This window comes from Mesorhizobium sp. HAY1-8B (assembly GCF_056868045.1).
This window is the reverse complement of sequence record NZ_CP200321.1, coordinates 1,873,996-1,894,852: the sequence shown is the minus strand read 5'-3', so window position 1 is coordinate 1,894,852 and position 20,857 is coordinate 1,873,996. Positions and strand designations below refer to the sequence as shown.

Genomic DNA, 20,857 nt, shown 5'->3' with positions numbered 1-20,857 from the left:
CTAGCCTCCGTAGACCAGCCCCTGCGGGTCGATCTCCGGCTTGCGGCCAGCGACAAGGTCGGCCAGGAATTTCCCGGAGCCGCAGGCCATCGTCCAGCCGACATGGCCATGGCCGGTGTCGAGATAGAGATTCTCATAGCGCGCCTGGCCAATGACCGGCACGGAGTTCGGCATCATTGGCCGCAGGCCAGCCCATAGCTCCGCTTTCTTCTCATCGAAAGCGCCGGGAAAGAGATCCCTGGCAGTCCTGAACATGGTGGCAAAGTCGCCTGGCTTGTGGGTGCGGTCGAAGCCTGTGAATTCGGCGGTCGAGGCCAGCCGCAAGCGGTTGCCAAGGCGCGAATAGGCCATCAGCTGGTCCTCGTCGGCGCCGCCCATGGTCGGGCCCTTGCTCTCGTCTTCCAACGGAATGGTCGCGGTGTAACCTTTCACCGGATAGACCGGCAGGTCGATGCCGTAGCGGCGGCCGAGCAGGCCGCTTTCCGGGCCCATCGAGATGACCACGGCATCGCCACCGATCGGTCCGGCGGAGGTCATCACCGCGCGCACCCGGCCGCCCTCGATGTCGAGGCCTTCGACCGTCGTGCCGTAGAGAAATCTCACGCCGAGCCTTTCGGCGGCATGGGCGGCGAGCTTCTCGACGAACTGCCGGGAATCGCCGGTCTGGTCGATCGGCGAGTAAACTCCGCCGGCGATCTTTTCCTTCACGCCGGCAAGGCCCGGTTCAAGCTCGACCAGCCGGTCGCGGCCGACGATCTCGATCGGCAGGCCATGCTCGGCCAGATAGCGGTAGTTGTCGGTGCCGGTGTCGAGGCTGTGCTGTGAGCGGAAGAAGTAGAGGATGCCTTTCTTGCGCTCATCATAGTGGATGCCCGTGTCCGCCGAGATGGCGTTGATGCACTCACGCGAATAGAGCGCCAGGCGTAGCTTGACCTGGCTGTTGGCGCGCAGGCGGGCCACGGTACACTGGCGCAGGAAGCGCAGGCTCCAGGCAAGGAAATAAGGATCGAAGCGCAACCGCACCTTGATGCCGAGATCATGGTTGTAGAGCCCGCGCAGGAAGGTCTTCAGCGCCGCCGGCGAGGCCCAGGCGGTGGCGTCGCCTGGCGAAACCAGCCCGGCATTCGACTGGCTGGTGCCACGCGCCGGAGCCGGATGGCGCTCTATCACGGTGACTTCGTGGCCGTCGGCAGCCAGATAATAGGCGGCCGCCGTGCCGACGACGCCAGCTCCAAGCACCGTTATCTTCATGCCATCCCCCAAAAGCTCTCCGCGGCACGGCGCCTCCACGCCGTGTCGCGACTGCTTCCATAGCCTGTCACCGCGCGCGTTGCGAGCCCTCGGGGAGCCTGGCTCAGCCGCGTGCGGAGTTCTTGCTGGTCAGGATGCGTTCCCAGGCGAGCGCGTCGGCGACGATCTGGTCGAGGTCGTCGCGCTGCGGGGCCCAGCCGAGTTCCGCTCGCGCGAGGTCCGAATTGGCGACCACGGCCGCCGCATCGCCGGGACGCCGATCGCCCATCCTCACGTCGAAATCATGACCGAAGGCGCGCCGCACGCTGTCGATCACCTCAAGCACGGAATAGCCATGGCTGTAGCCGCAATTGGCGACGAGGCTCGGGCCCCCCGCGCGCAACCGCTGCAAGGCGAGGCGATGCGCGGCGGCCAGGTCGCTGACATGGATGTAATCGCGCATGCAGGTGCCGTCCGGCGTCGGGTAGTCAGTGCCGAACACCTGCATGAAGGGACGCTTGCCGAGCGCGGTCTCGCAGGCAACCTTGATAAGATGCGTGGCGCCCGGCGTCGACTGGCCCGTGCGACCCTTTGGGTCGGCGCCGGCGACGTTGAAGTAGCGCAGCGCCGTGTAGCGGATGTCGTGCGCAAGGCCCGCGTCGCGCAGCATCCATTCGCTCATCAATTTGGAGAGGCCGTAGGGCGATTCGGGCGCCAGGCGGGCGTCCTCGCGCACCGGCTCAAGCCCGGCGCCACCATAAACGGCGGCGGTCGAGGAGAAGATGAAATTGGGCACGCCCTCACGCACCGCGGTTTCGATCAGCGTGCGCGTCTTTGAGGTGTTGTTCTCATAGTAGGCAAGCGGGTCGGCGACCGATTCCGGAACCACGATGGAGCCGGCGAAATGGATGATGGCGTCGACATGATTGTCCCGGATGATCGATCCTACCAGTTCCTTGTCGGCGACATCGCCGACGATGAGCTTTGCCTCCGGCGCCACCGCCCATTCGAAGCCGGTCGAGAGCCGGTCGAGAACGACCACGCTGTCGCCGGCATCAAGCAATTCCCAGACCATGTGGCTGCCGATATAGCCGGCGCCGCCTGTCACCAAAACCGTCATCCGCATCCTCGCATCTCAAGATTTATCGGAAACTGTCTCAAACACCGCCTTACTGGAAAGCCGTCCGCATGGCCATTAGAACCCTTGGTAACCGGCGTTCACTTGATGTGGCATCGTGTGGAAACAAAAGTGATCCACAGAGCGTGTCTTGGACCGGGAATAGGCCACGATCCGCCAGCGTTAGGAACAGGCGCGGGGCGTGGCATTTTGACCAAAGCGGCCCGGTGGACGACCAATAAGGCAATGATTATGATCCCGCGCAAAATTGGGAAGCCGACATGAACTACCAGCGGTTCTTCGAAGAAGCGATCGATCAGCTCCATGCGGAGCGTCGCTATCGTGTCTTCGCCGATCTCGAGCGTATCGCGGGCAAGTTTCCGCGCGCCATCTGGCGTTCGAACGGCCGCGCCGAGGAAATCACCGTCTGGTGCTCCAACGACTATCTCGGCATGGGCCAGCACGCGGATGTCATCGCCGCCTTCCAGAATGCGGCCGGCAAGATGGGTTCGGGAGCCGGTGGCACCCGCAACATCTCCGGCACGTCCAACCCGCTGGTCGAGCTCGAGCATGAACTCGCCGACCTGCACGGCAAGGAGGCAGCGCTGGTCTTCACGTCCGGCTTCGTCTCCAACGAAGCTTCGATCTCGACCATTGCGCGGCTTTTGCCGAACTGCCTGATCATCTCGGACGAGTTGAACCACGCCTCGATGATCGAGGGCGTGCGGCGCTCGGGCGCGGAAAAGAAGATCTTCCGCCACAATGACGTCGCGCATCTGGAGAGCCTCCTGCAGGCGGCGGGCCGCGAGCGCGCCAAGCTGATCGTCTTCGAAAGCGTCTATTCGATGGACGGCGACATCGCGCCGATCAGAGAGATCGTCGAGCTCGCCGAACGCTACAACGCCATGACCTATATCGACGAGGTCCATGCCGTGGGCATGTACGGACCGCGCGGCGGCGGCATCACCGAGCGCGAAGGCCTCGCCGACCGCATCGACATCATCCAGGGCACGCTGGCCAAGGCGTTCGGCACGCTGGGCGGCTACATCACCGGCACCAGCGCGGTGATCGACGCGGTTCGCTCCTATGCGCCGGGCTTCATCTTCACCACGGCGCTGCCGCCCGCGATCGCCGCCGCCACCACCGCCTCCATCCGCCATCTCAAGCAATCGCAGGCCGAGCGCGACGCGCAGCAGCAGCAGGCGAGCCGAACCAAACAGATCCTGGCGGCCGCCGGCCTGCCGGTGATGGACTCTCCGACCCATATCGTGCCGGTGCTGGTTGGCGATCCGGAGCTTTGCAAGATGGCGAGCGACCGGCTGCTTGGCGTTCACGGCATCTACATCCAGCCGATCAACTACCCGACCGTGCCGCGCGGCACCGAGCGGCTGCGCATCACGCCGACGCCGTTCCATTCGGATGCGCTGATCGCGCAACTGCAGGATGCACTGGTCGAGACCTGGGATGCGCTCGGCATCCCCTATGCCAGTTCCGGCCGTCCCGCTGTCGCCAAGAGCGACCGCATCATTCCGCTCCTGGTCCCCAAGTCGGGCGGCTGATCTCGGGCGGCTTAGAGCAATTCCAGGAAAAGTGTGAAACGGTTTTCCGTCCGGAATTGCGTCAAAACAAATAGTTAGAGCACTTCGCCGTTTCCGTGAAACGGTGAATTGCTCTAAAGCCACCTCCGGCTCAAACGGTCTTCATCCACTTCGCCAGCCGGTGCGCCGCTTCCTCGATCTGATCGAGCCGGCGGTGGAAGCACAGCCTGAGGAAGGCTTCGCCGCCGGGACCAAAGGCCGTGCCGGGCGCCAGGCCGACATTGGCCTTGTCGACGATCTCGAAAGCGGCCGAGCGCGAATCGGTGATGCCGTCGACGGCGAAGAACAGATAGAAGGCGCCCTGCGGCACGGTGAACCGCGCCCGGCCAGTGGCTCCGAGAATGCCGCAGACCAGGTCGCGTGCCTTCCTCGCCCGCTCCACCTGTTCGGCGACGAAGCCATCGCCCTCATCGAGCGCGGCGATCGCACCGCGCTGCATGAATTGGGCAACACCCGAGTTCGAATACTGGATCAGGTTCTCGAACACCTGCTGCAGGCTCGGATGCGTCTTGATCCAACCGACACGCCAGCCGGTCATCGCCCAGTTCTTGGAAAAGGAGTTGACGAACAGGATGCGGTCCTCCGCCGTCGCGATGTCGAGGAAAGACGGGGCGCGGCCATGGCCATAGTGGAACAGCGAATAGATCTCGTCGGCGATGATCCAGAGGTTCTTCGCCCGCGCAAGATCGAGGATCGCCTGCAAGGTCTCGTGATCGGCGGTCCAGCCGGTCGGGTTCGAGGGCGTGTTGATGAACAGCGCCCTGGTGCGCGGCGTGATCGCCGCCGCTATCTTCTCGACGTCGCAGGACCAGCCATTGCCCGAGTTGTCGAGCGTGACCGGCACCGGAACGGCTCCCGATATCGCCGCCGCGGCATCGAAATTCGGCCAGGCCGGCGACAGATAGATAACCTCGTCGCCGGCCCCGGCGAGCGCATCGAGCGCCAGCTGGATCGCATGCATGCCGGAGCCGGTGACGATGAACTGCTCCTCGGGGAACGTCCTGGCGAAATGCCTGGCATAGTAGCGGGCAAGCGCTTGCCTGAGATCAGGAATACCCTTCTGCCAGGTGTAGAAGGTCTCGCCATTGGACAATCCCCGAGCAGCGGCGTCGGAAATGAAGGCCGGCGTCGGCAGGTCGCCCTCACCCGCCCAAAGCGGGATCAAGCCGTCGCGCAGGCGGCCGTAATTGACGACGGCGACAATGCCGCTTTCAGGTGCCGCGCGGGCTTCGGCACGCAAGCTGTCGATCAAGGTCATGGCGGGTCGGTTCCGGTCTCAAGCGTTGGTCAGCGCTCCTTACCAGATGCGAAAACAGAAAACCCCGGCCGCGAGCGACCGGGGTTTTGGTCCAGCAATGGCAGGCCGAGTTATTTCTTGGCGAGCAGATCGCGGATTTCGGTCAGCAGCGCGACATCGGCGGGGGGCGGCGCCGCGGCGGGCGCGGGCTTCTCGGCCTCAAGCCGCCGGCGCAGATTGTTCACCGCCTTGACCATCAGGAAGATGATGAAGGCGAGGATGAGGAAATTCAGCACCACGGTGATGAAACTGCCATACGCAAAAACGGCGCCTTGCTTTTTGGCGTCCGCCAGCGAGGTGGCGTTGACGGCCGAGGAAAGGCCGAAGAAATAGTTGTTGAAATCCAGGCCACCGAAAATCGCGCCGACGATCGGCATGATGATATCATTGACCAGCGAGGTAACGATCGTGCTGAAGGCGCCGCCGATGATGACGCCGACGGCCAAGTCCATCACGTTACCCTTGGAAATGAATTCCTGGAATTCTTTCAGCATTCCGACCCTCCTTGTCATGACCCGACCGCGCTGCCGTTCCGTCCTTGCGGCATCGACCATGGGCACAATAACAAAAACCTGAAGTTGCAACATGGGTAAAAGGGAGAAAACAATCGCTTTCTCCTTGCCCGCGTCAACCTCCAGAAATCATGCCCTCCATGCGCCCAAAGCCGCGATGGACTTAGGGCTCAAGCTGTGATTGCGTTCGAACAAGCCGGGTAAAAAGACGGCAAAGGAGGAATTTCCAGGCGTGCAGGGTTTGTTCATCGTCATCATCGCGATCGCCTATGTGACGCTGCTGTTCGCCATCGCCAGCCTGGGCGATCGTCGCTCGGCCATTTCAGGGCCGGGCCGCGCAAGGCCGTTCATCTACGCGCTCAGCCTGGCGATCTACTGCACCTCGTGGACCTTTTTCGGCTCCGTCGGCCTCTCGTCCGAACGCGGCCTCGAATTCCTCGGCATCTACACCGGCCCCGTGCTGGTGTTCGTGTTCGGCTTTCCCCTGCTCAACCGCATCATACGGCTGGCCAAGACCGAGAAGATCACCTCGATCGCGGACTTCCTCGGCGCGCGCTACGGCAAGAGCTTCACCGTCGCGGCCATCGCCACGCTGATCGCCACCATCGGGGCGGTGCCCTACATCGCGCTGCAATTGAAGGCGATCTCCGGCTCGGTCAGCCTGATGGTCGAGCACTATACGGGATCGCCGCCCTCCTTCGATCCGTTCGTCAGCGACATCTCGCTGGTCGTGGCGATGCTCCTGGCGTTGTTTGCCGTGCTGTTCGGCACCCGCCACGCCGACGCCACCGAACATCAGGACGGGCTGGTGCTGGCGGTGGCGGTCGAAACCGTGGTCAAGCTCGCCGCTTTCCTGGCGATCGGCCTGATGGTCACCTTCCTGATCTTCGGCGGCCCGGGCGACATGTTCGCCAAGCTGGCGCAAAATGGTCAGGTGCGGCAGGCGATGGGCTACAACACCTCGCTTGCCACCTGGCTAGTGCTGACGGGCCTCAGCGGCTGTGCCATCATCATGCTGCCGCGGCAATTCTACGTCACCATCGTCGAGAACCGCGGCGAGGCCGAGTTGCGCACCGCGACCTGGGTGTTTCCGCTCTACCTCGTGGCGATCAACCTGTTCGTGCTGCCGATCGCGTTTGCCGGCCTGTCGCTGGTCGGCACCGGCACCAGCAGCGATCTCTACGTGCTGTCGCTGCCGCTCTTCAGCGGCCACGACCTGCTGGCCATGGCGGCCTTCATCGGTGGGTTGTCCGCGGCAACAGCCATGGTGATCGTCGAAAGCGTGGCGCTGTCGATCATGATCTCCAATGACCTCGTCATTCCGCTGTTCGTGCGCCGTCTGCTCAAGACCTCGACCTTGGAGACCGAGGACTGGTCGACGCTCATCCTCAACGTGCGGCGCGGAGCGATCTTCATCCTTCTGTTCATCGCCTTCCTCTACTATCGCGAGAGCACCAACAGCGCGCGGCTGTCGTCGATCGGCCTGATGTCGTTCGCGGCCATCGCGCAATTCGCGCCGGCGCTGATCGGCGGGCTGATCTGGCGCGGCGCCAACGGCAGGGGGGCCGCGCTCGGCATGGTCGCCGGCATCCTTGTCTGGAGCTACACGCTGCTCCTGCCCTCGCTTGTCGCGCCCGACACCGACATCGTCGTGCATGGGCTGTTCGGCTTCGAGGCACTGCGCCCGCAAGCCCTGTTCGGCACGGTCGCCGAACCTCTGAACCACGGCGTGCTATGGAGCCTGTCGATCAACGCGGTGTTCTTCGTGCTCGGCTCGCTGTCGCGCGCGTCGGTGCCGCTGGAGCGCATCCAGGCATCGATCTTCGTGCCGCGCGACGCCGGCCCGATGCCCAGTCTACGCCGCTTCCGCACCGCCATCACCGTCAATGACCTCAAGGACACGATCGGCCGTTATCTCGGTGTCGAGCGCACCGAGCGCTCTTTCCAGTCGTTCGAGAGGACCAACGGCACCTCGCTGCAAGGCAAGGAGCAGGCGAGCATGGACGTCATCCGCTTCTCCGAGCAGCTTTTGGCCAGCGCCGTCGGCTCCTCCTCGGCACGGCTGATCCTGTCGCTGCTGTTCAGGCGCCATGACCGCGAATCCCGGGATGCCTTCCGCCTGCTCGACGACGCCACCGAGGCGCTGCAGCACAACCGCGACCTGCTGCAGATCGCGCTCGACCAGATGGAGCAAGGCATCACTGTCTTCGACAAGGACTTTCGGCTGATCTGCTGGAACCGCCAGTACCGGGCGCTGTTTGATCTGCCCGACGAGATGGGCCAGGTCGGCGTCTCGCTCGACCAGATCTTGCGCCACCTCGCCGAGCGAGGCGACATTCCCACCGACCAACGCGTGACAATGCTCAACCGTCTGACCAGTTTCGTCAGCCCCTGGCAGATGGAGCTGAAGACCAGCGGCCGCATTCTCGAACTGCGCTCCAACCCGATGCCGGACGGCGGCATCGTGGCCACCTATGCCGACATTTCCGGCCGCGTCGAACAGGATCTGGCGCTGAAGCGCGCCAATGAATCGCTGGAACAGCGCGTCAAGACCCGTACCATCGAGCTGACCAGGGTCAATGAGGAGTTGACCCGGGTCAACGAGGAACTGGCGCAGGCGCAGATGCTGGCCGAGGAGGCCAATCTGGGCAAGACGCGCTTCCTCGCCGCCGCCGGCCATGACATCCTGCAGCCGTTGAATGCTGCCCGGCTCTATTGCTCCTCGCTGATCGAGAAAGCCGGCAAGGGTCCGGCCGGCAAGGCCGCGGTCAACATCGAATCCTCTCTGGAATCGGTTGAGACGATCCTGGGCGCCGTGCTCGACATCTCCCGCCTCGATGCCGGCGCGATGAAGCCGGACGATACCGCCTTCAACCTCGACGGATTGCTGCGCCAGATCGGCAATGATTTTCGACCGATGGCCGCGGAGAAAAAGCTCGACCTGACGATCATGCCGTCTTCTCTGACGGTGGTGACCGACCGCAATCTGTTGCGCCGCCTGATCCAGAACCTTGTCTCCAATGCCATCAAATATACGCGCCAGGGCCGCATCCTGGTCGGCGTGCGGCGACGCGGCGAACTGGCGGAGATCCAGGTGATCGACACCGGCATCGGCATCGCCGGCGACAGGCTGAACACCGTCTTCCATGAGTTCACCCGGCTGGACGAAGGTGCGCGGGAGGCCGAGGGCCTCGGTCTCGGTCTCTCCATCGTCGACCGCATTGCCAGGGTACTCAGGCTCGAAATCCGCCTCTTCTCCAATCCGGGCAAGGGCACGCGCTTCTCGGTCATACTGCCGGTGGCGGCTGTGGCGGCGCCGCGGCGCGAGATCGAGAAGGCACCAGCACGCGCCGCTTCCTCGCTTGCCGGGCTGACAGTACTTTGCATCGACAATGACGCGCGCATCCTCGACGGCATGCGTCTTCTGCTCGAAGGCTGGGGGTGCACCGTCGACACCGCCTCCGGATCGGGAGAGTTGCTGCGGCCTGGCGCGCGCAGGCCCGACATCGTGCTTGCCGACTATCATCTCGACGGCGTCACCGGGCTCGACGCGATCAGGACCTTGCGCGCGACCTGCGGCCAGGATCTTGCGTGTGTGCTGGTCACCGCCGATCGTTCCAACGAGGTGCGCGCGGCGGCTAGCGAACTCGACGTTCCGATAATCAACAAGCCGCTGAAACCGGCGGTGCTGCGTTCGATGATGGCCAGGGTCAGGCCGCTTGCCTCGGCGGCCGAATAAGATCAGCTCCTATTCGCCTCGTGAGCACTATGCCAGGGCCTTCGAGATATCGTTCGCGGTCTGGATTACCAGCGGAGCAAGACTCTCGCCGCGGCAGGCGGGCCGGCGCGACCGCCTCGACGTCGCCGCGTCTCGGCAGGGCAAGCTATCTCGGTGAGCGGGCAGTCGGCGCGCCGGACGGCGGCGCTGCGGCCGTTGCGACCTGGATGCGCGCGATCGCACAAGCGATAGCCAGGCAAGGGTGACAGACAAGGCTGAACGATGACCTGAAACACGTCGCATGAATCCGTTGCGGCGCCGGCACTCAGTGCGCCGGCTGCAACGGATCACTGCCGATCTTGGACAGCAGGATAACCGCCTGGGTGCGGCTGTCGACACCGAGCTTCTGCAGGATGGCCGAGACATGCGCCTTGATCGTCGCCTCGGAGACGCCGAGTTCGTAGGCGATCTGCTTGTTGAGCAGGCCCTCGGCCAGCATGCCGAGCACGCGGGTCTGCTGCGGGGTCAGCGCCTGCAATCTTTTGATCAGGTCCGATATTTCGGGATCGCGCTCGACGCCGAGATCGACGCCCACCGGAGCCGCTATGTCGCCGGCCAGCACCGACTGCACGGCGTTGCGGATCTCCTCCATGCTCGCCGATTTGGAGATGAAGCCGGAGGCGCCAAGATCGAGCGCACGCCTGATGGTCGCCGGATCGTCATGCGCAGAGACAACGATCAGCGGCACCGCCGGATGGATGCCGCGCAGCGAGATCAGGCCGGAAAGGCCGCTGGCGCCCGGCATCGACAGGTCGAGCAGCACAAGATCGACATCCTCATTGGCCACGACCAGCGCCTTGGCGCTTTCGAAATCGCCGGCCTCGTGGATGGCGGCGACATTGCCGATGCCGGCAAGTGCCTCACGCAGCGCGCCGCGAAACAGCGGGTGATCGTCGGCGATGACGAAAGAATAGCCTGACGGCAAATGTTCCTCCCCGAATCCCGTCGATGATTTTTAAGCTTTTCGGGACCAGTCGGACGATTATGAGGGGCCGCGCGCCGTTTTCAAGCGGCAAAGCCGGCACGCCCCATTTTCCCTGGTTTGGATGCTCAGGTTTTCTGCGAGTTGAGCTGGGCGCCGTCGCCGTTATCCCTGTCCATATCCTTGACGATGCCCATGAAGCCCTTCAGGAAGCGCTCCATGTAGCTCATCGTCTTGTTGAAATCCTCTTCGCTCGGAAGCTTCGATTCGAGACGGGCGGAGAGCGAATTCTCCAGCTTGGTGACGCGCTCATCCATTGCCTTCATCGAGGTCTGCAGGCGGTCGACCTCGTCCTGGAAGGCGGCGCGTTCGTCGGCCGCCATCTTGCAGACGAGCTGGCCCGAACGCTCTTCGCAGAGCGACATCGCGCCGGTCTGCGTGTCCATGCGGACATAGCCGTTGTCGGACTTTTCCAGCCGGTAACGATCGGTTTCTTCCGAATAGGCTGATGCCGCGACCAGCGAAACGAGCGCGGCGGGGATCAAAATGTGGTGCAGACGCATGTTGTCCTCCATGGCCAAGGCCTGAAATATCGCATGTTTGCGCCGGAAATGGGGAAGACCCTTGGCGTGGCCTTCCCCGCACGACTGGTTCGGACTATAGCGCAACCATGTCTCAGTTTATCTACAAGATAACCCCGCGAGCGCTTTGGCGCGAGGCCGAAGCCAATGGCCGCTTCACCGGGGCGCCGATCGATGTCACCGACGGCTTCATCCATTTCTCGACGGCGGCGCAGGTCCGGGAAACGGCGGCAAAGCATTTTTCCGGCCAGACAGACCTTCTGCTCGTCGCCATCGACGGCGCCAGCCTGGGGCCTGCCCTGAAATATGAGGTATCGCGCGGCGGCGCGCTGTTTCCGCATCTTTACGGTGTGCTGGAGCTGAAAGCCGTCACGTGGGTGCGACCGCTGCCGCTTGGTCCCGACGGTACCCACCAGTTCCCAGCGCTGGAGGCCGAATGAGCGTGCTCGACCGGCTCGGCCAGAAGCTGCTGTTCACCTTCGATCCGGAAACCGCGCACGGCCTGTCCATCGCGGCGCTGCGCTGCGGACTGCCGGTCGGCGCGCGGACGGTGCACGATACAAGGTTGAAGGTCAGCCTTTGCGGCCTCGATTTCCCCAACCCGCTCGGCATGGCGGCCGGCTATGACAAGAACGCCGAGGTGCCGGACGCGCTGCTTGGCCTCGGCTTCGGCTTTGCCGAGGTCGGCACGGTCACGCCGCTGCCGCAGGCCGGCAACCCGAAGCCGCGCATCTTCCGGCTGACGGCGGATGAAGCGGTGATCAACCGGCTGGGCTTCAACAATGAGGGCCATGCGGCGGCCGAAAGACGCCTTGCCGCCCGCAAGGGGCATTCCGGTATTGTCGGCGTCAACATCGGCGCCAACAAGGACAGCACCGACCGCGTCGGCGACTATGAGCGCGGCGTCGCCCGTTTCGCCCCCTATGCCGGCTATCTGACGGTCAACATCTCGTCGCCCAACACGCCCGGCCTGCGCAACATGCAGGCGCGCGAACAGCTCGGCGAGCTTCTGTCTCGCGTCATGGCCGCACGCGCCACGGCGTCCGCGCAGCCGCCGGTCTTCCTGAAGATCGCGCCGGATCTGGTCGAGGCCGAGCTGGAAGACATCGCCGCCGAGGTCACCGAGAAAAAAATCGACGGCGTTATCGTCTCCAACACCACGATTTCACGGCCGCCGCTGCGCAGCGGTGGCACGATAAGCGAAACCGGCGGACTTTCCGGCAGGCCGTTGTTCGAACGCTCGACCATCGTACTGGCCAGGATGCGCAGACTGCTCGGGTCGGATATCGCCATTATCGGCGTCGGCGGCGTCGATACCACGGATGCGGCGCTGGAAAAGATCCGCGCGGGCGCTGATCTCGTCCAGCTCTACACCAGCATGATCTATGCAGGGCCGGCACTGCCGGGCCGTATCGTCGCCGGCATGGCGCGCTTTTGCGAGACGGGGCGGCTGAACTCCATCCGCGCGTTGCGCGACAGCCATCTCGATCGGTGGGCGTCAAAGCCGCTCAGCTGAACGCCGTCCGCACCCGCAGCCGCAGAATCGCCAGCAGGCTGAAGCCGCGCGTCAACAGGAACACGTGAAGTGCCGCCCACAGGCCATGATTGCCGAAGGCAGGCGCGAGCGTCAGCAGCGCGACGATAAAGACGAGAAATGACAGCAACATCATGTTGCGCATGTCGCGCGACCATGTCGCGCCAATAAAGACACCATCCATCTGGAACGCCAGCACGCCGCTCAGCGCGGTGAATGCCGCCCAGGGCAAATAGATGTCGGCCACCGAGCGGACCTCCTGCGATGTCGTGACGACGGCGACCAGATCGGCACCAGCCGAGAGCAGCACCAGCGTCGCGGCTCCGGCAAGCCCGAAACCCCAGAACAAGGTCAGCCGCACCGCCCGCCGGAAGGGCTGCTCGGCACGTGCGCCGACGGCACGGCCCGCGAGCTGTTCGGCGGCGGTGGCAAAGCCGTCGAGGAAATAACCGGCGACGAGGAAGAAGTTCATCAAGACCGCGTTGGCGGCCAGCGTCACCGTGCCGAACTGCGCACCTTGACGCGTGAACAGCGCGAAGGCGGCGAGCAGCGAGAACGAGCGGATCATGATGTCGCGGTTGAGCGACAGCATGCGCAGGAAGGCGCTCATGTCGAGCAGGCGATGGCGCGGCAGGGACGCGGTCGAGCGGAAGCGGAGCACCACGATGGCGAGACCCAGCAGCATGGCCAGGAACTCGCCGGTGACGGTCGCCCAGGCGACGCCGGCAACACCCCAGCCGAGCTTCAGGCCAAGCAGGAAGCAGAGCGCGATGTTGATGCCGTTGAGCACCAGCTGCAGCACAAGGCCGAGCCCGCCCTCGCCACGCCCCAGCACGTAACCGAGGATGGCATAGTTGATCAGCGAGAAGGGTGCGGCAAGCAGCCTGATCCTGATGTAGACGCCCATCGCCTCGCTGACGCGCGGTTCAGCGCCCATGAACCACTGGCCGCCGACGGCGATCAGCGGTGAAAGCGCTACCAGCACGATGCCGGCGACGACCGCGATCAGCACGGCACGCCAGAACACCGCCTGTTCCTCCAGCGCGTCGCCGCGCCCGAACGCCTGGGCGACGAGACCCGTGGTGCCGGAGCGCAGGAAATTGAAGGTGGTGAAGACGACACTGAACACCAGAGATCCCGCGGCCAGGCCGCCGAGAAGGGCCGCGTCGCCGAACTGCCCGACCACCGCCGTGTCGACCAGGCCGAGCATTGGCGTGGTCAGATAGGCGAGCGTCATCGGCACCGCTATGGCGAGCACGGAACGGTTGGTGACGACAAAAGATCTGGCGTCGGCTGGGATTGCACCCTTGTCCAAGGAATTGCTGCCTTGCTGATTGATGCTTGATCGAGGAGCCGATGTGCCCCATTTTCCGGCCACCGCGCAATCGTTCTTCCCGCGATGGCCAACCGAAATCCCGGTCTGGCGTGAGCCCGCCGGATTCCGTTCATGCCCCTGCAGATCGTCCACCATCCTGACTACGACGCCGGCTTCACTGCCAACCATCGCTTCCCGATGAGCAAGTATCCGCTCCTGATGGAGGCCTTGCGGGCACGCGGCCTGGCGGGACCCGACGCGCTCAACACAGCGGTCCCCGCACCAGCGTCATGGCTGAAGCTTGCCCATGCGGCCGACTATGTCGACCAGGTCATCGGCTGTTCGGTGCCGGAAAAAATCGAGCGTGAGATCGGTTTTCCGGTCGGCCCGCGCGTTTCGCTCCGCGCGCGGCTTGCCACCGGCGGCACGGTGTTGGCCGCGCGACTTGCCTTGCGCCACGGCATCGCCTGCAACACCGCCGGCGGCAGCCATCATGCGCGGCGCGCGCAAGGTGCCGGCTTCTGCACCTTCAACGACGTCGCCGTCGCTTCGCTGGTCTTGCTCACACAGGGTGCGGCACAGAATATCCTGGTCGTCGATCTCGATGTACATCAGGGCGATGGCACCGCGGATATTCTGAGCAGCGAGCCAAGCGTGTTCACATTTTCCATGCATGGCGAGCGCAACTACCCCGTGCGCAAGATCGCTTCCGATCTCGACATTGCACTGCCCGACGGAACGGGCGATGCCGCCTATCTCGAAAGGCTGGCCACGATCCTGCCGGAGCTCTCGGCCCAGTTGCGCTGGGACATCGTTTTCTACAATGCCGGTGTCGACGTCCATGCCGAGGACCGGCTCGGCAGGCTGGCACTTTCCAATGACGGCCTGCGTGCCCGCGACAAGATGGTCATCGGCCATTTTCGCGCGCAAGGCATTCCGGTCTGCGGCGTCATCGGCGGCGGCTATTCCACCGATGTGCCGGCCCTTGCCGCACGGCATGCCCTGCTGTTCGAGGTTGCCACGGGTTACGCCTAGCCCTCTGTTTTAACGCAATTCCGAACGGAAAACCGTTTCACACTTTTCCTGGAATTGCTCCAAGTCACTTCCGGTAATTGGCGATCCTGAGCAGGATGAAGGCCGGCACGACGATCGCGGCACCGAGCAGGATGTAGCCAAGGAAGCGGTCGATGGCATGGAAGCCCAGATTCCAGAGGTCGATGAAGAATTTCTGGATGCCGTAGAACACATCCATCGGCGACCAGCCGAAGGCATTCATGACAAGCCCGACGAGGAACGACACCACCAGCAGCTTCAGGATCACCCTGAGCGGCGAGTCGCCGAGAAAGCGCGTCAGTGCGGACAAGGCCGTCTCCCGATTGAGATGCCCAGACTCACGGGCACAGCCCAGAGATACGTGCTTGGCGGTGATCCATCAAGCCAGCGTGCTCTGTCCGCGTAACCCGATTGGCCGCCGCTGGAAACCCGCGTATCCACCTTACTTATCTGTTTTCTAACCAATTGCCGCTATTGCCATTGCAAGAGCGGGAGCCAGGCTTTGGTGGGAACGGGAAAAATCGGCGCGCACCGCGCGGTCATGCTGTCGGTTGTCGTGCCATGCTATAACGAGCGCGATGGCGTGGCCGAGCTTCACCGACGCGTCAGCGCCGCATGCCTTGAACAGAACGCTTCCTACGAGATCGTGCTCGTCATCGACGGCGCGACAGACGGCACCCGCGAGACCATTTTCGAACTGGCCGAAAAGGACGACCATGTCGTCGCCATCGACCTTGCCCGCAACTACGGCCATCAGATCGCGCTCAGCGCCGGGCTGGAATTCTGTCGCGGCGAGCGCATTCTCATTCTCGACGCCGACCTTCAGGATCCGCCCGAACTGCTCGGCGCGATGATGGCCAAGATGGATGAAGGCTTCGATGTCGTCTACGGCCAGAGGGTGAAGCGCGACGGCGAAAGCTGGTTCAAGCGGGCTTCGGCCTCGATGTTCTACCGATTGCTCGGCCGGATGGTCGATGTCGAGATCGCGTCGGACTCCGGAGACTTCCGGCTGATGAGCCGCCGTGCGCTCGATCATCTGAACGCGATGCCCGAACGCTATAGGTTTATTCGCGGCATGGTGAGTTGGATCGGCCTGAACCAAATTGCCTTTCCGTACGAGCGGCACCGGCGTTTTGCCGGCACCACTCACTACCCGCTGAAGAAGATGGTTCTTCTGGCGGTCGACGCGATGACCAGCTTTTCGATCCTGCCTTTGCGATTTGCCTCGCTGCTGGGGATGATGTTCGGCCTGCTCGGCATGGTCGTGCTTGGCTATACGCTGTTCGAATGGTCCAGGGGCAACGTGGTACCCGGCTGGACGAGTCTTGCCGCGATCATGCTGATCATGGGCAGCGTCCAGCTTCTGGTGCTTGGCATCTTCGGCGAATATCTTGGCCGCATGTACATGGAGACGAAGCGGCGGCCGCTGTACTTCGTCAATGAGATCGTTTCGCGTGACCAGCCGACCAAGGACAGCGACCTACCCATCCATCGCCTGCAGGAGATGGCGAAAGGGTCGCGCCTAGCTGAGGCGAAAGTCGACCGGATGCAACCGAAACGGCGTGGGCGGCATGCGGTCGGCTCTTCCATCTGACGTCTCGCGGATGCTGCGCTTTGGCGCTGTAGGGCTTCTCAACACGGCGCTCGGATATACGTTGATCCTGGCCGGGCTGGCGCTGGGCCTCGGCGATATCGTTTCCAATGCGGCCGGCTATGCCGCTGGCCTCACCCTTGGCTTCTTTCTCAATCGCCGCTGGACATTCGCACTTGCAGGCGGCTTCCGCCCCGGCGCGGTTGCTCGATACGCGATGACCTTCGTCGTTGCCTACGGCGCCAATCTGGGCATCGTCATTGCCGCCATGTCCGCCGGCTTCATCGAGAACCCGTTCGTCCACCTGGCGGGAAACTGCCTCTACTCGATCATCTTCTATCTCGGCTCGGCCCGGTTCGTCTTCGTCGGCGGCGCGGATGATCCTGACGCCTTCGCCGCAACGAGCGCGAAATGGCCCGGAGCCGTGACATGAACCAGGCCGCAGCAGTCGTGACGGCGACGCCGTCACCCGGAGCCGTGACATGAACCAGGCCGCAGCAGTCGTGACGGCGACGCCGTCACCCGGAGCCGCAACATGAGCCAGGCCGCTGCAATCGCCACGGCAACGCCTTCGCTGGGCGACGCGCAACGCATCAGGCTGATATTCTGCCTTCTGTGCGCCTGCATCGTGGCTTGTGTGCTCAGCGCCCTTGCCAGCGCGATCCTGCAGGATCCCGACAATTGGTGGCAGGTGAAAGTTGGCCTGGACTTCCTGGAACACGGGACGTTTCCGCTTGTCGACCCTTATTCCTATACGTTCGGCGGCCAGCCCTGGATCGCCAAGGAATGGCTGGGACAGGTCTTTCTGGCGCTTGCCTACCGCGCGGGCGGCTGGAATGGCGTCGTCGCACTGATCATCGCCACCGTCGGCCTGACCGTCTTCCTGATGGGATGGTTCCTCAGCGCATGGCTGAGGCCGATACTGGCGATAGGGCTGACCTTCGTGGTGGCTTTCCTGATCGCCCCTATCTATACCGCACGCCCCCACGTCTTCACCTTGCCGATCATCGTCGTCTGGACGGCAATGCTGTTTCGCGCCGCGCGGGAAGAGAGGGCTCCACCTTTGTGGCTGCTCATACTTGTCGTCTTGTGGGCCAACCTGCACGCCACGTTCACCCTGAGCTTCGTCATCGCCGCCTTTGCCGGGCTTGGTCTGCTGGCGCGCTCGGGCCTGTCGAAACCCGCTCTCCTGGCGAAATGGGTGGCTTTCGGCCTCCTCTGCCCACTTGTGAGCCTGATGCATCCCTACGGCGTCAAAGCCATCCTGGCGACATTCACCGTGGCCTATGGCAACGAGGCGGTGCCGCTCATACTGGAGTGGCGGCCGTTCAATGCCCAGGAGCAGATCTTCGAGGAAGCGGTGATGCTGTTGGCGCTTTTCGGGCTTCTGGTGTCGAGGCTGCGGATCGGCTGGGCCAAGGCGCTGTTCGTCGTCTTCGCCTTGCATGTCTATCTCACCCATCTGCGATTTGTGTATCTGCCCTTCCTGCTGATTCCCTTGGTGATCGCCGTCGAGGTCGCACAGCAATACCCTTCGCTCTCAACCACGACCTGGCTGACGGAAAAGCGTGACGGGTTGGAAAAATTCTTCGCCAACCGGTTCTACGCTGTCTGCGGCGCCATGGCCGTCCTGCTGGTCGCGGCGGCCGCAATCCTCGGCAATGCCTACCAGGTGGCACCGAGCCCGAAGACATCCGCCAGCGGTGCCCTCGCATTCGCCGGGGATCACCACCTATCGAGCAACGTGCTGAATTCCTATAATTTCGGCGGCACCCTGATTTTTCATGGCATCAAGACTTACATCGACGGCAGGACAGACCAGCTGTTCCTGGGCGGTTTCACGAAAACCGACGACGCAACGGGACGCAGCGACGGAAAACCGCTGCTCGAGGCCCAGTTGAAGAAATACGCCATTGGCTGGGCACTGCTTACAGCCGACGACACCCGCATCCCCTTCTTCGCGGAGTTGGGCTGGAAGCGGGCCTATGCGGACGATTATGCCGTGATTTATCTGCCCGGCACCTGATTTTCAGCATCGAGAGAGGCCGGTGCAGCCGGCGCCCAAACCCCGGCATCCGGCTTGACATGAATATTGCAGTGCAGCAAACTTATGCTGCAGAGCACAGTCCGTGAAACCACGAGCCACGATTTTGTACGACGGGGAAATCGCAGCATGAGGAGCATGTCAAGTTCCGAGGCACGAGCCACGGCGTACGGACCGGCCGAATGAACTACAGGCGCGATATCGATGGCCTGCGGGCCGTTGCCGTGCTCCCCGTCGTGCTCTTCCATTTCGGCGTGTCCGCCATTCCCGGCGGCTTCACCGGCGTCGACATTTTCTTCGTGATATCGGGCTATCTGATCAGCGGCAGCCTGCTCGACGATCTCGAGCGCGGCCAGTTCTCGATCGGCCGCTTTTACTGGCGCCGCGCACGGCGGATCCTGCCGGCGCTGACCTTCGTCATCCTGCTCGCGAGCATCGCCGCCTGGTTCATCCTTCTGCCGTCCGACCTTCACGAATACAGCCTCAGTGTGATCGCGGCCTCGACCTTCTGGTCGAACATCTATTTCTGGAAGACGACCAACTATTTCTCGATCGACGCGGAACTGCGGCCCCTGCTGCACACATGGTCGCTTTCGGTCGAGGAGCAGTACTATATCTTCGCGCCGATCCTTGTGTATCTGATCTACCGATACGCCTCGAAGCGCTGGCTGACGATATTGCTGCCGATTGCCATCGGCAGTTTTGCCCTGGCGGTGATGGCAACCACGCTGGCGCCGACCGCCGGTTTCTACCTCTTGCCGACGCGTATCTGGGAACTGGCGCTGGGCGCCATGCTGATGCTGAGAAAGCCACCCGCACTTGCCAGCCGTCCGCTGACGGAACTGATCGGCCTCGCCGGTTTCGGCCTGCTTGCATTCGGGTTTCTGACGATTTCGGAGAGTGACCCGTTTCCGGGCTACAATGCCCTGTTTCCCTGCATCGGCACGGCGCTGCTGATCTATGCGGGCCAGATCCACCCGGACAGACCTGTCCCTGTCGCCACCCGCGTGCTTCAGCTCACTCCATTGGTCTGGGTCGGCCTGATCTCGTATTCGCTCTATCTCGTTCACTGGCCGATCAATTCGTTCGTCCACTATCTCTCGCTGAAAGCCATCGGCGTGCCGACGATCATCGCAATGATCGTGGCGAGCGTCGCCCTGGCGACGTTCTCCTGGAAATATGTCGAGCAGCCGTTCCGCCGGAAAAGCACCTTCACGGCGCCGCTGCCCATCTTCGCCTTTTCGGCCACAGCGATCGTCCTTCTGTGCGTCGGCGGTTTGGCCGGCGCGCTCGGCAAGGGGTTTCCGCAACGGTTCCCGGACTTCTCGACGGAGCGGGTGCTGGTGGGCGACTGGCGCAATGGCGTCTGCTTCAACGAGGGCGCGAGCCGGATCGAGAACTGGAACCTCGCCGACTGCACCCGAACGCACGGCTTTCCAACCAATGTGCTGTTGTGGGGCGATTCCTTCGCCGCTCACTACGTATCGGGCCTTGAGGCCAACGCGCAGAAAATCCAGGCCAATGTCATCCAGTACACCTATGCCGGCTGCCCGCCCAACCTGAGCTACTTCTCGTATGCCCGGCCGGCCTGCACGCGCTTCAACGAACGGGCGCTGTCGATCATCCGCGATGCCAACATCCAGGCCGTGATCCTGAGTGGCCGATGGACCGACTATCAGGCCAGGGGTTTCGACGGCCTGCAGAAGACGATCGACCGGCTTAACGGGATGGGCGTCAAGGTCTATGTCATCGGGCAGTCTCCGGAGTTCATCGCCGACGTGCAGAAAATCGCCTTCTTCGCACGGCGCGAGCATGTGGCGAACACATCCTGGCCGATGGCCATGGACCCGGACATCAACAAGCAGGTGCTGCCTTTCGTCAAAGGGGCAACGTTCATCGACCCGCTGGCCTATCTGTGCGACGCGGCCGGCTGTTCCTACGCAGACGCCGGCACCAGGCAATTTCTCTATTTCGACTACGGTCATTTCTCTTCGGCGGGCGCGATACTCGCCATCTCGAAATACTGGCCGAGCTTTGCCGCCAGCAACAAGGTCGCGAAGGCAAAATAAAAACGCAGGCCCGCGCTGAGGGAACTGCTGGAGAGTGCGTTTCGCGAGCCGCTTTGCGATTGCCCGAAGGCCGAACCTCATGGTAACGAGGGCACGCGCGGGTATGATGTAATGGTAGCCTGTCAGCTTCCCAAGCTGAACGCGCGGGTTCGATTCCCGCTACCCGCTCCAAGCTTTCGGCGCACCATCCAGACAACAGACGGATAAGGCGGCACT

18 protein-coding genes and 1 tRNA gene are annotated in these 20,857 nt (G+C 63.2%); 11 read left to right on the top strand and 8 right to left on the bottom strand.

The window, feature by feature from the left end; translation table 11 throughout:
- The gene (locus tag AC1VON_RS09170) at window positions 1–1,251 is read right to left on the bottom strand and encodes a D-amino acid dehydrogenase (protein WP_483121621.1); all 1,251 of its coding nucleotides are present in this window, start codon (window positions 1,249–1,251) and stop codon (window positions 1–3) included.
- A gap of 103 nt (window positions 1,252–1,354) precedes the next feature.
- A complete protein-coding gene (gene galE, locus AC1VON_RS09165) occupies window positions 1,355–2,350 on the bottom strand; it encodes a UDP-glucose 4-epimerase GalE (RefSeq protein ID WP_483121620.1) in 996 nt (331 codons plus the stop codon).
- Between the two features lie 278 nt (window positions 2,351–2,628).
- Between galE and hemA the strand changes: the two genes are divergently transcribed.
- On the top strand, window positions 2,629–3,906 hold the full coding sequence (gene hemA, locus AC1VON_RS09160; protein WP_172352601.1) for a 5-aminolevulinate synthase: 1,278 nt from the start codon (window positions 2,629–2,631) through the stop codon (window positions 3,904–3,906).
- Window positions 3,907–4,036: 130 nt separating this feature from the next.
- Here the strand turns inward: hemA and AC1VON_RS09155 are convergent, their stop codons facing one another.
- Both AC1VON_RS09155 and mscL read right to left on the bottom strand, forming a co-directional pair.
- The gene (locus AC1VON_RS09155) at window positions 4,037–5,203 is read right to left on the bottom strand and encodes a pyridoxal phosphate-dependent aminotransferase (RefSeq protein WP_483121618.1); all 1,167 of its coding nucleotides are present in this window, start codon (window positions 5,201–5,203) and stop codon (window positions 4,037–4,039) included.
- A 110-nt stretch (window positions 5,204–5,313) separates the two neighbouring features.
- A complete protein-coding gene (mscL, locus tag AC1VON_RS09150) occupies window positions 5,314–5,736 on the bottom strand; it encodes a large conductance mechanosensitive channel protein MscL (RefSeq protein ID WP_172352603.1) in 423 nt (140 codons plus the stop codon).
- 250 nt (window positions 5,737–5,986) lie between these two features.
- On the opposite strand from mscL, the gene AC1VON_RS09145 reads away from it, so the two are divergent.
- Window positions 5,987–9,493, top strand: coding sequence for a PAS domain-containing hybrid sensor histidine kinase/response regulator (locus tag AC1VON_RS09145; RefSeq protein ID WP_483121616.1), 3,507 nt, complete (start codon window positions 5,987–5,989; stop codon window positions 9,491–9,493).
- Between the two features lie 29 nt (window positions 9,494–9,522).
- A complete protein-coding gene (locus tag AC1VON_RS09140) occupies window positions 9,523–9,738 on the top strand; it encodes a DAK2 domain-containing protein (RefSeq protein WP_483121615.1) in 216 nt (71 codons plus the stop codon).
- Between the two features lie 59 nt (window positions 9,739–9,797).
- Here AC1VON_RS09140 and AC1VON_RS09135 read toward each other — a convergent pair whose 3' ends face one another.
- Together AC1VON_RS09135 and AC1VON_RS09130 are read right to left on the bottom strand one after the other, a co-directional pair.
- Complete coding sequence (locus AC1VON_RS09135; RefSeq protein ID WP_140775350.1) at window positions 9,798–10,457, bottom strand: response regulator transcription factor; 660 nt, start codon at window positions 10,455–10,457, stop codon at window positions 9,798–9,800.
- Window positions 10,458–10,582: 125 nt separating this feature from the next.
- Window positions 10,583–11,017, bottom strand: a complete 435-nt coding sequence (locus AC1VON_RS09130; protein WP_172352606.1) for a hypothetical protein — start codon at window positions 11,015–11,017, stop codon at window positions 10,583–10,585.
- A 107-nt stretch (window positions 11,018–11,124) separates the two neighbouring features.
- Between AC1VON_RS09130 and AC1VON_RS09125 the strand changes: the two genes are divergently transcribed.
- Together AC1VON_RS09125 and AC1VON_RS09120 are read left to right on the top strand one after the other, a co-directional pair.
- Complete coding sequence (locus AC1VON_RS09125; RefSeq protein ID WP_172352607.1) at window positions 11,125–11,475, top strand: DUF952 domain-containing protein; 351 nt, start codon at window positions 11,125–11,127, stop codon at window positions 11,473–11,475.
- Window positions 11,472–12,551: a quinone-dependent dihydroorotate dehydrogenase gene (locus AC1VON_RS09120; protein ID WP_172352608.1), complete on the top strand. Its 1,080-nt coding sequence runs from the start codon at window positions 11,472–11,474 to the stop codon at window positions 12,549–12,551. Before AC1VON_RS09125 ends, AC1VON_RS09120 begins: the two co-directional genes overlap by 4 nt.
- Here the strand turns inward: AC1VON_RS09120 and AC1VON_RS09115 are convergent.
- Window positions 12,544–13,884 carry an MATE family efflux transporter gene (locus AC1VON_RS09115; protein WP_172352609.1) on the bottom strand — a complete coding sequence of 447 codons (1,341 nt, stop codon included), beginning with the start codon at window positions 13,882–13,884 and terminating at the stop codon, window positions 12,544–12,546. The genes AC1VON_RS09120 and AC1VON_RS09115 overlap by 8 nt on opposite strands.
- 132 nt (window positions 13,885–14,016) lie before the next feature.
- On the opposite strand from AC1VON_RS09115, the gene AC1VON_RS09110 reads away from it, so the two are divergent.
- A complete protein-coding gene (locus tag AC1VON_RS09110; RefSeq protein WP_483121612.1) occupies window positions 14,017–14,919 on the top strand; it encodes a histone deacetylase family protein in 903 nt (300 codons plus the stop codon).
- A gap of 64 nt (window positions 14,920–14,983) precedes the next feature.
- Here AC1VON_RS09110 and AC1VON_RS09105 read toward each other — a convergent pair whose 3' ends face one another.
- On the bottom strand, window positions 14,984–15,247 hold the full coding sequence (locus tag AC1VON_RS09105) for a DUF6460 domain-containing protein (RefSeq protein ID WP_027047739.1): 264 nt from the start codon (window positions 15,245–15,247) through the stop codon (window positions 14,984–14,986).
- Between the two features lie 195 nt (window positions 15,248–15,442).
- Between AC1VON_RS09105 and AC1VON_RS09100 the strand changes: the two genes are divergently transcribed.
- The 5 genes from AC1VON_RS09100 (at window position 15,443) to AC1VON_RS09080 (ending at window position 20,812) form a co-directional block, all read left to right on the top strand.
- Window positions 15,443–16,531 (top strand): glycosyltransferase family 2 protein, encoded by a 1,089-nt coding sequence (locus tag AC1VON_RS09100; protein ID WP_246740844.1) that lies wholly within the window; start codon window positions 15,443–15,445, stop codon window positions 16,529–16,531.
- Window positions 16,509–16,961, top strand: coding sequence for a GtrA family protein (locus AC1VON_RS09095; protein ID WP_246740845.1), 453 nt, complete (start codon window positions 16,509–16,511; stop codon window positions 16,959–16,961). The genes AC1VON_RS09100 and AC1VON_RS09095 overlap by 23 nt, the downstream gene beginning before the upstream one ends.
- A gap of 102 nt (window positions 16,962–17,063) precedes the next feature.
- The gene (locus tag AC1VON_RS09090; RefSeq protein WP_172352612.1) at window positions 17,064–18,554 is read left to right on the top strand and encodes a hypothetical protein; all 1,491 of its coding nucleotides are present in this window, start codon (window positions 17,064–17,066) and stop codon (window positions 18,552–18,554) included.
- 200 nt (window positions 18,555–18,754) lie between these two features.
- Window positions 18,755–20,641, top strand: coding sequence for an acyltransferase family protein (locus tag AC1VON_RS09085; RefSeq protein ID WP_172352613.1), 1,887 nt, complete (start codon window positions 18,755–18,757; stop codon window positions 20,639–20,641).
- Window positions 20,642–20,738: 97 nt separating this feature from the next.
- Window positions 20,739–20,812: transfer RNA gene (locus tag AC1VON_RS09080), tRNA-Gly, on the top strand.
- The last annotated feature ends 45 nt before the right edge of the window (window positions 20,813–20,857 follow it).

Bases quoted from the DNA above. Each gene is read 5' to 3' on its own strand.
- AC1VON_RS09170 (WP_483121621.1), bottom strand. From the start codon at position 1,251: ATGAAGATAACGGTGCTTGGAGCTGGCGTCGTCGGCACGGCGGCCGCC.
- galE (WP_483121620.1), bottom strand. From the start codon at position 2,350: ATGACGGTTTTGGTGACAGGCGGCGCCGGCTATATCGGCAGCCACATG.
- hemA (WP_172352601.1), top strand. From the start codon at position 2,629: ATGAACTACCAGCGGTTCTTCGAAGAAGCGATCGATCAGCTCCATGCG.
- AC1VON_RS09155 (WP_483121618.1), bottom strand. From the start codon at position 5,203: ATGACCTTGATCGACAGCTTGCGTGCCGAAGCCCGCGCGGCACCTGAA.
- mscL (WP_172352603.1), bottom strand. From the start codon at position 5,736: ATGCTGAAAGAATTCCAGGAATTCATTTCCAAGGGTAACGTGATGGAC.
- AC1VON_RS09140 (WP_483121615.1), top strand. From the start codon at position 9,523: ATGCCAGGGCCTTCGAGATATCGTTCGCGGTCTGGATTACCAGCGGAG.
- AC1VON_RS09130 (WP_172352606.1), bottom strand. From the start codon at position 11,017: ATGCGTCTGCACCACATTTTGATCCCCGCCGCGCTCGTTTCGCTGGTC.
- AC1VON_RS09125 (WP_172352607.1), top strand. From the start codon at position 11,125: ATGTCTCAGTTTATCTACAAGATAACCCCGCGAGCGCTTTGGCGCGAG.
- AC1VON_RS09120 (WP_172352608.1), top strand. From the start codon at position 11,472: ATGAGCGTGCTCGACCGGCTCGGCCAGAAGCTGCTGTTCACCTTCGAT.
- AC1VON_RS09110 (WP_483121612.1), top strand. From the start codon at position 14,017: ATGCCCCTGCAGATCGTCCACCATCCTGACTACGACGCCGGCTTCACT.
- AC1VON_RS09095 (WP_246740845.1), top strand. From the start codon at position 16,509: ATGCGGTCGGCTCTTCCATCTGACGTCTCGCGGATGCTGCGCTTTGGC.
- AC1VON_RS09090 (WP_172352612.1), top strand. From the start codon at position 17,064: ATGAGCCAGGCCGCTGCAATCGCCACGGCAACGCCTTCGCTGGGCGAC.
- AC1VON_RS09085 (WP_172352613.1), top strand. From the start codon at position 18,755: ATGAACTACAGGCGCGATATCGATGGCCTGCGGGCCGTTGCCGTGCTC.